A 12366-nucleotide genomic window follows, 5' to 3' on the forward strand; every position below is an offset into this window, starting at 1 on the left:
ACCGCATGGACAAGAAGCTCATCATCGGCCAGTCCGAGTGGTCGGTCGCGGACGAGGACGCGCAGGACGTGTCCCACGCCGTCGAGGACGCGATGGTCAACCGCACCACTGTCCAGCTTCGCCTCTACAACAAGGAGCGGCGTCCGGTCACGGTCTACCTCAACGGCGCCACCACGGCCTTCGTGGTGTTCGACCCGCACGGGGATCCCCGTCCCAGCCAGATGTCCTGAGTCTTTCCGGCGGCCCGTACGTATCGTGCGGGCCGCCGTACGTAATCCCCGGTATCTCGCCGCCGGCGCCTCCCCGCGCCTCGCCCCTGCCTCGACCATCGAGGCGAAGGTCGAGGCAGGAGGGGTTGTCGTGGCAGATTCCCAGAAGCAGTCCGCCGACGCGGACCGGGTCCGCGAGCTGGCCCGGCAGGGACAGCTGGCTCAGTACTTCCGGCACGCGTCAGCCGAGGAGCGCCGGCTTCTCCGCAGCGGCGCCTTCGAGATCGCCTGGCAGCTCGTCTTCCTGCGCGTCACCCAGCCGATCGAGCGCAGGCGTCGCCACCTGTGCGCCAAGGGCCTGCCCTGGCTCGCCCCGGACTGCCTCGAACGGTTCCACCACGACGTCGAGGCGGTCCTGGACGACTTCTTCGCCCACGCCGATGTGCCGATCGAGAACCTGGAAGGCTGGCTGGTCCGGTGGATGCAGCGCGCCACCGTCGACGGCTACCGCCGGCGCCGGGGCGAGCGCGGGGCTCCGCAGCGTCCGCGTGTACCCAAGCACCTGGTCGCCGCGCTCGGCGACGATCCGTGGCTGGTGGAGCTGGCCAGACTGATCCTCGACTGGGTGGGCACCGAGGCCACCGCGGGCGGTTCACTGTGGCCGCTGACCGGCTGGGCCGAGCGGCGTGCCCAGTTCACCGGCGACCAGCACGGCGGCGAGCCGGCGGTCGCCGCCGAGGTGGAGGTCGTCCTGGCCGCGATGCGGCGCCGGCCCGGATGGTACGAGCGGACTGTGGAAGCACCGCTCGGCCGCAAGCAGGCACCGGTTTCGTTCTCAGCCGGTCACCCGGAGCCCGAGCCGCTCGTGCTGGTGGCCCGGCACGAGCGGGACGACTCGCTGCTGCAGGAGTTGGCCGCCCGTGCGATCGATCTCATCGAAGGGCGGATGACGGCCGGCGAGGACCCGCACGTCGTGGTCACGGACGTGCTGACCACGGTCTTCGGTGAGCTGACCACCGAGCACGACCTGGACCGTCCGCCGGGCGAGGACCCGGCCGACCCGGATCGGGTGGCCGCCCTCATCAGCGACCGGAAGCGGCTGGACGACATCGTCGCGACCGTCGTCGAGCTGCTCGGCCGGCGCGATCGTCCGTCAGAACCGTAGGAGGCGAACGCAGGGAGGCGGACATCGATGAGCCGGCCGGACGAGACGAACGTCGCCCGACGGATGCGCGGGATCAACCGGGTTCTGCGGCTGCTGGAGGCCGCCGCTTACCGGACCATGACCGACCCTCGCGCGGCCATCGCCGAGATCGATGCGGTGATCGCCGAGCACCGTGGTGACCCGCAGGTCGAGGCGCTGGCAGAGGTCGCCCGCAAGGGCCTGGAACTGGCCGCCGGGTACTCGATCGGTGACGGGAGCCGGCTCCGTGCCTCGGTGACGGAGCTGGGCGCGATGGTCGCGGGTCACCCGGAGGGCGACCAACTGATGGGACTGCTTCCGGGCTACCTGGACGCGTTGCAGACGCAGCAGGGCGGGGACACCTCGGCCGCCGTGGCGATGCTGGCCGACCTGGCGGACCGGACGAACGAGCTGCCGCAGGGCAATTTGCTGCGCGAGTCGATGGCCGAGGTCATGCCGATGGTGCGGGCGCTGCAGGCGGCAACCCGTGGTGAGGCGAGCGCGCTGCCGCTGCCGCGCGCCGGGTCCTCCGACGCGGAACGCGCCTTGCACCTGGCGGCTCGGGGCGGCACGGCCCTGCGGATGGGCGACGAACGGGACGAGGTCAGGATCGCCGCGGCGATCGCTGATCTGCGTGAGGCGGTGTCCCTCACCCCGGAGGACCATCCGGACCACGTCTTCCACCTGGCGTCGCTGGCGCTGGGCCTGTACCACCGCTCGACGGTCACCGGCTTGCTGTCCGACGTGAATGAGGCGGTCACCGTGCTGGAGCGGGCACGGGATCTGGCCGGTGGTCCGGGCAATCAGTACTGGTCGTACGTCACCGGCATGCTCGGTCAGTTGCGGAACCGGTTGGGCGAGGCGTCGCCCGCCCGGCTCGCCATGCTCGAAGGGCTGCGTGGCTACGCCTGGCGGGTGCTGCTGGAACCCGACCCGGCCACGGCGCGCGCCGTGGCCGGGCAGGCGGCCACCGAGGCGATCGTGACCGCCAGCCATTGCCTGGTGGAGCAGCAGCCCGAGGACGCGCTCCGGGCGCTGGACGGCGGACGCGCCCTGATGCTGTTCGCCGCGACCGAGCTGCGCGATCCGGCCACTCGGCTCACCGCCGCCGGTCACCCGGAACTGGCCGCCCGGTGGCGGGCGACCGACACCCCCGACCCCCTGCTCCGGGAGGATGTCCTGCAGGTCCTCGCACGCGACACCGGGCTGCTCGACCCGCCCGGCCTCGACGAGATCCGGGACGCCCTACGTCGGCTCGGCGTGGACGCGCTGGCCTATCTCGTACCAACCGACCCGCCGACGCCGGGCTGGGCGGTGATCGCCCCGGCCGCTGGCGAACCGTGGTTCTTGGCCCTGCCGAACCTCACCGTCGGCGAAGGTACCGATGTCGAGCGGTACCTGACGGCCGTGGCCGGTCGCTCCCCGGACCACACGACGCGCGAGGTCGGGACGGACGATCCGGCCGAGTTCGCGGACCGCGTCGACGCGCTGTGCGGCTGGGCGTGGAAGGCCGCGATGGGGCCGCTGGTCGAACCGTTCCTCAGCGCCGATCGCGTGCCACGTCTCGTGCTCATCCCGATGGGCGACCTGGCCCGGGTGCCGTGGCAGGCGGCGCGCGACCCGGGCGGCACCTACCTGGTGGAGCGGGTCGCGCTCTCCCAGGCCGCGTCCGCCCGGATGTTCTGTGACACGGCCGCGGCCGAGCCGGTCCGGTTGACCTCGGGCGGCATGGTGCTGGCCGACCCGGACACCGGCCGGCGTGCGGCCGACCTGCGGTCGGCGCGGCTCGAGGCGTACGGGATCCATCAGTCGTTCTATCCCGCGGCCACCTACGTCGGGCGGTGGCCGAACGGAAGGGTGAGCCCCTCCGGTGCGGGTACGCCCGCCGACGTACGCTCCTGGCTGCTCGCCGACGCCACCCAGGCCGGCACGATGCTCCACCTCGCCTCGCACGGGGTGATCGAGACGGCTCGTGCCTCGACGTCGTCGCGCCTGCTGCTGGCGGGTGGGGACCTCACCGCGGACGAGCTGATCACGCTGCTGGCCGATCCGGACCGGCATCCGATCGGGCTGGTCGTGCTTGCCGCCTGCCACACCGGCCGCTCGATCCACGGGTACGACGAGGCGTACAGCCTGGGCACGACGTTCCTGGCCGCGGGCGCCCGCTCGGTGCTCTCCACCCAGTGGAGCATCCCGGATCAGGACACCTCGCTACTCATGTTCATGTTCCACCATTTCCTGACGACCGAGCACCGCGCTGTCTGGGACGCACTGCGCCGGGCGCAGATCTGGATGCTCGACGGTGACCGGCAGCCGCCCCGAACCATGCCGGGCCCGTTGCGTCGCATGCTCGCGGACACCGACCCGGCGCGGGTGGTGGCGTGGGCCGGCTTCACCCACTGGGGACAGTGACCGACCGAAGGGCGGTAGCGCCATGCAGGACTCCATCGAGCGGCTCCGGGAGGAGCTGTCCCGGATCTCCGGACCGGCCCGGCTGCCGAAGCTGACCCAGCTCGGGCAGGTGCTGGCCACTGAATACTGGCGGGCCGGACCGGGCCGGCCGGCGGCACTCGGTCTCCTGTCCGCCGCGATCGAGGCGTGGGCCGAGGCCTACCGGCTGGTCGACCCCGGCGACCCGGTCCGTGGCCAGGTGGCCGTCCGGCTCGGCATGCTCCTGGCGGCCCGGCACGGTACGCACGGCAGCGGGCCGGAGGACCGGAACACCGGCATCGCCGTGCTCACCGAGGCGACCGGGTTCCCCGGCCTGGCACCGATGCAGGGAGTCGTGGCTCGCATCACGTTGGGGCAGCTGTATCTGGCCCGGGCCACGGAGGCGATGAGCCCGGCTGCCGCACGCGGCGGCTTCCTCGGCGGGGGGTCGTCGGGTGCGGCCCAGGATGCCGAGGAGGCGGCGCGACTGTTCCGGGAACTGCTCGCCGGGCCGGTCCTGAGCACCGACGTCACCAGCATCACCCGCGCCATGCTGGTCGTGGCCGAGTCGATCCACCCGCTGCTCAGCGGTAGTATCGCCGACTTCGACCTGAGCAAAATCATCGACGCCATGTCGCGCCTGCGGGACCTGCAGCGCAACGGCCTGCCGACCGACCTGTGGAACCGGGCGAACCTGACCGACCCGCTGGACTATCCGGTCACCGCCATGCGCGGCGACGGGCAGTCCGCCCCGGTGGTGCCACCGCGACGGCCCACGCCAGCGACAGCGGCGGCAACCAGCACGCAGCCGGCCTCCGCCCGCCGGGCTGCCCGGGAGCAGCTCGCGGCGCTGGCCCTCGACCGCGATCAGCCGGTCTGGGAGCAGGCTCTGGCGATGCTGCTGGCCGGTCCGGACGAGATCGAGCCCGCCGCCCTGGACGCCTTCGTCGGGGCGACGGCCAACGCGGTGGATGCGCAGGATGGTGGTGACCCGGTCGAACTGGGCCTCGACCGGCTGCTGTCGGTGGTCGGGCTGTGCCTTCGGGAGCGGCGCGACGGCAGCGGCTGGGACGACGAGGACGCCGGCGGCGACGCCCGCCGGGCCGGCGCGCGAGACCTTCTGGTGGCGACGAGGTGCGTACCACCCGGCCATCCCGCCGCGGTCGCGCTCGTGGAAGCGGCAGGTGGTCTGCTGGACGAGACGCGGCCGCTGTCGGGTGCCATCGCCGATATCGCGGACGACCTGCTGGCGTACGCGGAACGGATCGAATCCCGGCCGCCCGTGGTGAGCGCGCTTGCCGAACTGTGCCGGACGGTGTCCGCGCTGCACTCCGGCGGCCTGAGCAGTCCGGACCCGCTCGCCGCCGTGGCCGACGTGCCGGCCGGTCATCCCTGGCGGGGTCCGCTCGATACGGCCGCCGCACACGCCCGGCTCGCCGCCGCGGTGCACAACTGCTCCCCGGCCGCGGGCGGCGCGGGCAGCGGCGGCGGTCTCACAGCGGTTCTCGACGCGCTGCTTCGCCACGATCCAGCCGATCTTCGGACGGCTCTCGACGCCGCCGCGGACCGGTCGTCGCCATCGGCCCGGGCCGTTCTCGGCGCGGCTCGCCTGCGCCTGGGGGACGATCCCGACCACGCGATCACCCGGCTGGCCGGCGTCGTGCGGCTGCTCGACGAGGGCGGCCTGCGCACCCGAACCTGGTGGCGACTGGCCGAGGCGTACCGCCGGCGGGGTGCCGTCGGCGACACCGAACGGTGCCGGGACGCCGGCCGCAACGCGCTGGACGGCCCGGACGTCGACCCCGCCGACGCGACCCGCTTCGCCGGGTGGATGCTCGCGGAGGGCCGGGGGGCGGAGGCGTTCACCGCGCTGGAGATCGCCGCGGTCGCGCCGAAGCGGGCCGGGGCCGACTCGCTGACCCACGACGTGCTGGCGGTCCTCGTCGGAGTCGTGCCGGCCGAGACACCGATCGTGACGGTGCCCACTCCGGCCGAGGTCGCCGCCGCGGTCCGCGAGATCGGCGCGGCTGCCCTGCTCTATGTGCACTCGACCGACGATGCCGGGCTGACCGCCGGGGTGCTCTGCCTCGACCCGGCGACCGGTCGGCTCGACGTGCTCGCGAACCTTCCGGTCACCGATCCGCTCGTCTCGGACGATCCCGGTTGGCCGGCGATCCTCGGCCGGTGGACCGCCGGGCGCATACTGGTGGCCGCGACGCGCGGACTGAGCCGGGTGGGCCTGGGCGCGGTGTGCACCGCTGACGGCCGTCGGCTGGGCCAGCAGGTCCGCATCACCGACGTCCCGTCCGGCACGCACGTCGTCCGGTTGGCCGCGCGCTCCGTTCCGCCGCTCACGGAGGAGCCGGTGTTCGTGGTCAACCCGCGCGGCGACCGAGACGACGCGATGGCCGAGGTCATGATTCTGCGCCGGCTGTTCTACCCGCAGTCGGTCTGCCTGGGCCGCGCGCTGGAGCCGGTCGACGCGGTGGGTGGGCCGGAAGACGTATGCAAGCACCTGGCCGGAGCCTCCCTCCTGCATCTCGCGTGCGGACTGGACGGGACGGCCCTGCAACTGGCCGGCGGAGAAGTCTTCGACCTGGCGTCGGTCAGCGGTGCCCGTGGCCTGGTCGTCCTCTCCGCTCCGGCCGCGCCGGACCTCGTGCCGGCGCTGCTCGACGCCGGGTTCACCGGGTTGATCGGCTGGCGTTGGGCCGTGCCGGCGTCGTTCGCCGCGCTCGCGCTCTTCCTGGTCCATCTGGAGCTGGTCGACAATCGGCGGCCACCGGCCGAGGCGGTCGGCGTGGTGCAACGGTGGATGCTGGACCCCGATCGGATCGTGCCGCCGTATCTGCCCGGTGCCCACCTGAACACCGTCACCGCGACCGACCTGACCCGGCCGGCCCTGTGGGCGGCGCTGGCCTACAGCGGCCGCTGATCGGGGTCGACATGTCCGAGGACATACGAGATCTGTTGGTCCGGGAACTTCGGCAGGCGGTAACGGACCGGATCGCGGACGGGGCCCACCCGGACGAGATCACGGCCGGACTGGCCCTGCGGCTGCGCCGGCTCAGGCAGCTGCAGGAGGATGAGCCCAGGTCGGGGCGGACGCTGCGCGTCGAGCAGGAAGATGCTCACTGTGCGATCGCCGTCGCCTCCAGTTCCACCAGCACGTCGGGCTCGAAGAGAGACTCGACGCCGGTCAGCGACGCCGGCGGAAGCGGCTGAGGCAACCCGAGCTCCTCGGCGACCGCCTCGATCCCGGCCATGAACGGCCCGATCTTCTCGGGCGCCCACTCGGTGACGTAGAAGGTCAACCGGACGACGTCCTGGAACGACGCGTCGGCGCCGGCGAGCGCGCGGCCCGTGTTGCGCAGCACCTGCGCGACCTGCCCGGCCAGATCCCCCGGTGCGACGGGTGTGCCGTCGCCCAGCCGGGCGACCTGGCCGCTGACGTGAATGTGGCGGGATCCGGTGGCGACTGCCACGTGGTGGTACGGCGTGTTCGGCTGAAGACCGGCAGGGCTGAGACGGGTGACGGGCATCGGTGCTCCTCCACTGGGCAACTGAGGTTTACCATTGATACCTAGTTGACGGAGGACACTTCAAGGAGACCTGGTTTCATGGGCGATACCGCAGGCGCTCGCGCCGACGAGCTGCGCATCGACGCGCCGCACCGCGAGCTGCTCGACCAGGTGCTGGACAAGTGGTCGCTGAGCGTCCTGAACGAGCTGTGCGAGCGCCCGTGCCGGTTCAACGAGCTGCGCCGCGCCATCCCGGCGGTGACCCAGAAATCGCTGACGGCGACCCTGCGACGCCTCGAACGCAACGGCATCGTCGAACGCCACGTCGTGGCGACCCGCCCGGTCGCTGTCGAGTACCGGATCACCCCGCTGGGCAAGACGCTGCGCGCGCCGATCGACGCACTCCTCGAATGGGCCGACGCCCACATGGCCCGGATCGAGCGCGCCCGGCGGGCGTACGACGCCGAGCTGACGTGACCACCGGGACGGCACCGCCCGGCCCGCCCCCGCGTTGCGTGTCACTCGCAGACCGTGCCGTCGTTGTCCCGGTCGATGTACCAGTAGTACTCCGGATCCCTGCCCTGCGTGTACGGGCCGTACCCGTTGGCGTTCGCCTCCTTGCAGGTGCCGAAACGCGGATCGTTGCCGCCACCGCCGGTACTGCCGCCGCCCGTGCTGCCACCGCCGGAGTCGCCGTTGCCGCCATCCGGCTCACACGCCTCGCCGTCGAGGTCACGATCCAGCCCGGTCCGGTACCCGGGCTGGCCGCGTCGCAGCGGCGCCTTGCCCGCTGCGCGTACGGCATCGCAGTTCTTGTAGTAGACGGCGGGTGCCGTGGTCTTGCGCGGCTTCGGCTTCGACGCGGGCTTCGCGGTCGTCGGCGCGGCAGTGGTGGGCGAGGGCGACGGCTCCGGCGAGGCGGTGGCGGCCTCGGGCGTGGGCGCGGTGGTCGTGGTGGCGGGTGCCGCGACCGTCGGCACCTCCTGTGCGACGGCCTTCTCCGGCGACTTGCTCGGCTCGGTGGCGGGACCGGCGGCGATGCCGATGCCGAGCAGCCCGCCGCAGCAGGTGAGGACGGCGGCACCGCTGATGAGGAGCACCTTGATCGCCGCCGGCTGACGGCGCCACCACGACGGCCGGGACGGCGCGAACGGCATACCGGGCCGATAGGGCGGCGAGCCCTGCCCGGGCCACGGATTCTGGGGAGGGAGTTCGGTCACAGCGGGCAGTGTGGAGCGATCAGTCCGATCCGGAGTGTCACCGAACCGACAGACTGGCCGTTACCGGCGCGATAAGCGACGAGACGGCAGGTCCCAGCCGCAGGATGGGCGTCGATGCCGAAGCTGATCGGGGGCGCCCTCTCGCCGAACGGCCGACGGCGAGGGGTCCGGGAGCGGGACGCCGGGTGGGCTCAGGCGGTGAGCGGAGCGAAGAGCTTGTCGGCGGAGCGGCCGACCGCGGCGGTGAGCGTCGCGTCGATGCCGCCGCCGACGACCCCGCCGACGAGCGGTACGGCCTTCGCCAGCGTGATGAGCGCCCGCTTCGTGCCGTACTTGGCGAGCAGCATGAACCCGAGCTTCTGGTTGATCTTGCGGATCAGGTCGATGGAGACCTTCCTGATCGCCTGCTCGGTCAGCTTGACGCCGATCTGGGCGCCGAGCGTGCTGAGTGTCGACTGGATGTTCGAGCCCACCGCGACGAGCGGGATCATCGCCTGCGTGTGCGGGTCGTCGAGGTCGTAGCCTCGCAGGTAGGCGATCGCTCCCGCCAGGCGGACGTTGATGATGAGCGCTCCCGCGACGTTCGCCGGCAGCGTGATCGGCAGGGTCACGAAGCCGCCCAGTCCGGTCACGAAGCCGGCCGACCCGGCTGCCATCACCGACTCCTTGATGAGCCGGCTGATCACCTTGTCGACGTCCTCGGCGGGGGTGCCGCCGCGCTTGCCGAGCAGGGCGCTGTCGTATCTGTCGCCCTGCACGGTCCGCAGCCGGGATTCGGCCCAGGTCGCCGAGCCGGTCACCGGGCCGATGCCGTTGCGCACCACCCTGTTGACGGTGTTCACGAGCGCCAATGCGGTACGGCTCGTCTTGTCGTCGTCCTGGTTTCCGGGCGCGGTCTGCTCACTGTCGAGCCGGGATTCGGCGGTGTCGTCCATGGCGCATCACTCCAGCCGCATCGATCACCGCTGTCAACACGAATGTCGTCCGTCGGTCACGACCATCCATCTACTGTGGATCAGGTGTACGGCCGGATCGTGAGCCGACCGGCTGCCGCCAGCCGCTCGACGGCGGCCCGGTGCGGAACCGCATGGCTGGTGCGACCCCCCACGCCGGTGGTGGTGACTGCCGTGAAGAGCGAGTTGAGCAGCGCCTCCTCCACCGCGTCCAGCACCGCGGCGAACACCGGGTCGATCGCGGCGTCCGGGATCGGCGCCTGGTCCGACGTGGTGAACGCGATCGCGTAGTCGCCGCTGGTGTTGCTGAACGACGCACCGACCCGGGCCATGGCGAACACCGCACGGCGGGCGAGCCGCCGCAACTGCCGCGCGTCCAGTGGCACGTCGGTCGCCACCACGATCATGCACGAGTTGCCCGGCGGTTCGGTCCGGTCGGCGGCCGGCACCAGCTCGTCGACGGGTAGTGGCACGCCGAGCGCGGTGAGGACGCCGCCGAAGTTGGACTGGACCAGCGCGCCGACCGTCCGGGTGTGACCGGCGGTCCCGACCGTGCGGGACGAGGTGCCGATGCCCGCCTTGTAGCCCAGGGCTGTGGTGCCGGTGCCGGCACCGACGCAGCCCTCGGCGGGGAGCCCACCGGTCGCCCCGGCGACCGCGGCCAAGACGTGCGCCCCGGTGATCGGGCGGCGGCGGATGTCCGACAGGTGCCCGTCGTTCGTCTCACCGACCAGGGGGTTGAACGACAGCCCGTCCGGCCGACGCTCCATGAGATGCCCGAGCAGCGCGTCCGCCGCCCGGAACACCGACAGCGTGGCGGTCAGCACGACCGGAGATTCGAGCACGCCGAGCTCGTCCACCTGGGTCGAGCCGACGAGCTTCCCGTGGCCGTTGCCGGCGTACACCGCAGCGGGCAGCGTCCACCGGTCGGGGCCGAGCCCGCTCGGCACGATCGCGGTGACGCCGGTGTGCAGGTCGGCGCCGTCGTCGACGGTGGTGTGCCCGACCAGCACACCGGGGACGTCGGTGATCGCGTTGAGGCGTCCGGTGGGTTGCGCCCCGACGACGATCCCCAGGTCGCGGGCGCGCCGGCCGGGCCGGCTCAGGAGGCCGCCGCCCGCAGCGCCTGCACCATGCCGGTCGGGGTGTAGTCGTCGGGGACGCCCTCGACCAGGATGACGTCGCCCTCGATGTGCCGCGAGCGCAGCGGTGCGATCTCCTGGTAGGCGGGCGAGTCCCACCAGGCCCGCGCCTCGGCGTTCCCCGGGAATCCGAGCATCACGACGGCTCCGGGCCAGGTGCCCTCCTTCACCTCGTGCGGCGTGGCGTGCACGAGGAAACGGCCGCCGTAGGGGGCGAGGGTGGCCGGGAGGCGTTCGATGTACTCGGCGATGTCCGGATGCGGGGCGGCGTCCTGGAGATGGGCGATGGCGTACGCGGGCATGGGGTCCTTCCGGCCGTCGTGCTCCGAACGTCGATCTTGGCACAGCTGCCGGTATTCCTTCGCGCCGATTTCGCTCAGGGGTGGGAGGCGACGGCCGCGACGGCGGCGTGCGGGCGGTGGGCGGCGTCGTCGAGGCGCAGCAGGCGCTCGACCTCCGCGAACCCGGCTCGTCGCAGCCGCGCGGAGAGCTCGTCCACGGGCCAGCGGTACGCGGTGGCGACCTTGTGGTCGAAGGCGCCCACCTCGTCACCGACGAAGATGCCGACCACGAGCGGCCCACCCGGCACCATCGCGCGGCGGAACTCCGCCAGCACGCGGTCGAGATCCGCCGGCGGTAGGTGGATCAGCCAGGTGACGCTCGATGAGGGCGAGGTCGTCCGGATGCACCTGCGCGGTGGTGCCGAACAGGTCGATGTAGAGGCTCGCCACCGCCCCGTACGCGTGCCGTACCTGCGTGTCGTCCACCCGTCGACCATAGGAGCGAGGGGCCCGTCCATCGAATGTTACGACTTGACGAACGACGTGTTATCGCTCACAGTCGATGGACCGGGTGGCGGCGTCGATGGCTCACCGGGCGGGCGCGGACGGCTGCGGGGCGGGCCGGCTGTGGGGTAAGCGCGCCAAGACGCATTGTTAGCGCTCACAACATGTGTGACCTGAAGGAGGAACATGTTTGCTTTCGGTAGGTCCCCATCGACGATGTCGCCGCCGCGACGGCGCGGATGGTTGCCGCGAGTCGTCGCCACTGGCGCGACAGCGGTACTCGTCGGTGCCGCCGCCGTGGCGGCCGTTTCCGCGCCCGCCGCCGCCGCGAGCGTCGACACGAACGCCTGGTACGTCCTCGTGAACCGCAACAGCGGCAAGGCGCTCGACGTCTACAACCTGGCCACGAACGACGGCGCGCGGATCGTGCAGTGGTCCCGCAACAACGGCAACCAGCAGCAGTGGCAGTTCGTCGACTCCGGCGGCGGCTACTACCGGCTGAAGTCGCGGCTGTCCGGCAAGGTGCTCGACGTCTACAACTTCTCCACCGCCAACGGTGGAAACATCGTGCAGTGGTCCGATCTGAACGGGACCAACCAGCAGTTCCGGCTGGCCGACTCCGACAGCGGCTACGTCCGGCTGATCAACCGCAACAGCAACAAGGTGGTGGAGGTGCAGGGCGCCTCGACCGCCGACGGCGGGAACATCGTCCAGTACGACGACTGGAACGGCGCCAACCAGCAGTGGCAGCTCGTCCGGGTGGACGGTGGCGGCGGCAACCCCACCACGCCGCCTCCGACGACGCCGCCTCCGGGTGGCACGTGCAACCTGCCGTCGTCGTACCGGTGGTCGTCCACAGGTGCGTTGGCGCAGCCCCGGTCGGGCTGGGTGTCGCTGAAGGACTTCACAGTGGTGCCCTACAA

The 12366-nt window shown here is 72.1% G+C and carries 12 protein-coding genes and 1 pseudogene; 6 read left to right on the top strand and 7 right to left on the bottom strand.

Going from position 1 to position 12366, the window contains the following annotated elements; genetic code table 11:
* Positions 1–5: 5 nt before the first annotated feature.
* The 4 genes from ACGFIA_RS28380 to ACGFIA_RS28395 all read left to right on the top strand — a co-directional run bounded on the left by ACGFIA_RS28380 (position 6) and on the right by ACGFIA_RS28395 (position 6757).
* Positions 6–230: a hypothetical protein gene (locus ACGFIA_RS28380; RefSeq protein ID WP_357381855.1), complete on the top strand. Its 225-nt coding sequence runs from the start codon at positions 6–8 to the stop codon at positions 228–230.
* Positions 231–360: 130 nt separating this feature from the next.
* Positions 361–1374 (top strand): hypothetical protein, encoded by a 1014-nt coding sequence (locus tag ACGFIA_RS28385; RefSeq protein ID WP_357479785.1) that lies wholly within the window; start codon positions 361–363, stop codon positions 1372–1374.
* A 27-nt stretch (positions 1375–1401) separates the two neighbouring features.
* A complete protein-coding gene (locus ACGFIA_RS28390) occupies positions 1402–3804 on the top strand; it encodes a CHAT domain-containing protein (protein ID WP_357479788.1) in 2403 nt (800 codons plus the stop codon).
* Positions 3805–3826: 22 nt separating this feature from the next.
* On the top strand, positions 3827–6757 hold the full coding sequence (locus tag ACGFIA_RS28395; RefSeq protein WP_357479791.1) for a CHAT domain-containing protein: 2931 nt from the start codon (positions 3827–3829) through the stop codon (positions 6755–6757).
* Here ACGFIA_RS28395 and ACGFIA_RS28400 read toward each other — a convergent pair.
* Positions 6742–6957: a hypothetical protein gene (locus ACGFIA_RS28400; protein WP_357381847.1), complete on the bottom strand. Its 216-nt coding sequence runs from the start codon at positions 6955–6957 to the stop codon at positions 6742–6744. The two genes, ACGFIA_RS28395 and ACGFIA_RS28400, sit on opposite strands and share 16 nt — an antisense overlap.
* Positions 6954–7364, bottom strand: a complete 411-nt coding sequence (locus tag ACGFIA_RS28405) for a Rid family hydrolase (protein ID WP_357479794.1) — start codon at positions 7362–7364, stop codon at positions 6954–6956. The genes ACGFIA_RS28400 and ACGFIA_RS28405 overlap by 4 nt, the downstream gene beginning before the upstream one ends.
* Before the next feature lie 78 nt (positions 7365–7442).
* Between ACGFIA_RS28405 and ACGFIA_RS28410 the strand changes: the two genes are divergently transcribed.
* Positions 7443–7820, top strand: a complete 378-nt coding sequence (locus ACGFIA_RS28410) for a helix-turn-helix domain-containing protein (protein ID WP_357381843.1) — start codon at positions 7443–7445, stop codon at positions 7818–7820.
* A 41-nt stretch (positions 7821–7861) separates the two neighbouring features.
* Here the strand turns inward: ACGFIA_RS28410 and ACGFIA_RS28415 are convergent, their stop codons facing one another.
* The 5 genes and pseudogenes from ACGFIA_RS28415 to ACGFIA_RS28435 form a co-directional block, all read right to left on the bottom strand.
* Positions 7862–8500 carry an excalibur calcium-binding domain-containing protein gene (locus tag ACGFIA_RS28415; protein WP_357479797.1) on the bottom strand — a complete coding sequence of 213 codons (639 nt, stop codon included), beginning with the start codon at positions 8498–8500 and terminating at the stop codon, positions 7862–7864.
* Between the two features lie 254 nt (positions 8501–8754).
* Positions 8755–9498, bottom strand: a complete 744-nt coding sequence (locus ACGFIA_RS28420) for an EcsC family protein (protein WP_357479800.1) — start codon at positions 9496–9498, stop codon at positions 8755–8757.
* A gap of 80 nt (positions 9499–9578) precedes the next feature.
* Positions 9579–10622, bottom strand: coding sequence for a P1 family peptidase (locus ACGFIA_RS28425; RefSeq protein ID WP_357479815.1), 1044 nt, complete (start codon positions 10620–10622; stop codon positions 9579–9581).
* Positions 10619–10960 (bottom strand): DUF1330 domain-containing protein, encoded by a 342-nt coding sequence (locus ACGFIA_RS28430; protein ID WP_357479803.1) that lies wholly within the window; start codon positions 10958–10960, stop codon positions 10619–10621. The genes ACGFIA_RS28425 and ACGFIA_RS28430 overlap by 4 nt, the downstream gene beginning before the upstream one ends.
* A gap of 74 nt (positions 10961–11034) precedes the next feature.
* Positions 11035–11425: pseudogene (locus ACGFIA_RS28435) on the bottom strand (hypothetical protein).
* A 204-nt stretch (positions 11426–11629) separates the two neighbouring features.
* Between ACGFIA_RS28435 and ACGFIA_RS28440 the strand changes: the two are divergent.
* Positions 11630–12366: non-reducing end alpha-L-arabinofuranosidase family hydrolase (locus ACGFIA_RS28440; protein WP_357479806.1), on the top strand; the 737-nt coding region annotated here is incomplete at its 3' end.

Origin of the sequence: Micromonospora sp. NPDC049203 (assembly GCF_043197215.1) — a bacterium.
GTDB lineage: Bacteria > Actinomycetota > Actinomycetes > Mycobacteriales > Micromonosporaceae > Micromonospora.

Bases quoted from the DNA above. Each gene is read 5' to 3' on its own strand.
- ACGFIA_RS28405 (WP_357479794.1), bottom strand. From the start codon at position 7,364: ATGCCCGTCACCCGTCTCAGCCCTGCCGGTCTTCAGCCGAACACGCCG.
- ACGFIA_RS28430 (WP_357479803.1), bottom strand. From the start codon at position 10,960: ATGCCCGCGTACGCCATCGCCCATCTCCAGGACGCCGCCCCGCATCCG.
- ACGFIA_RS28380 (WP_357381855.1), top strand. From the start codon at position 6: ATGGACAAGAAGCTCATCATCGGCCAGTCCGAGTGGTCGGTCGCGGAC.
- ACGFIA_RS28410 (WP_357381843.1), top strand. From the start codon at position 7,443: ATGGGCGATACCGCAGGCGCTCGCGCCGACGAGCTGCGCATCGACGCG.
- ACGFIA_RS28390 (WP_357479788.1), top strand. From the start codon at position 1,402: ATGAGCCGGCCGGACGAGACGAACGTCGCCCGACGGATGCGCGGGATC.
- ACGFIA_RS28415 (WP_357479797.1), bottom strand. From the start codon at position 8,500: ATGCCGTTCGCGCCGTCCCGGCCGTCGTGGTGGCGCCGTCAGCCGGCG.
- ACGFIA_RS28395 (WP_357479791.1), top strand. From the start codon at position 3,827: ATGCAGGACTCCATCGAGCGGCTCCGGGAGGAGCTGTCCCGGATCTCC.
- ACGFIA_RS28420 (WP_357479800.1), bottom strand. From the start codon at position 9,498: ATGGACGACACCGCCGAATCCCGGCTCGACAGTGAGCAGACCGCGCCC.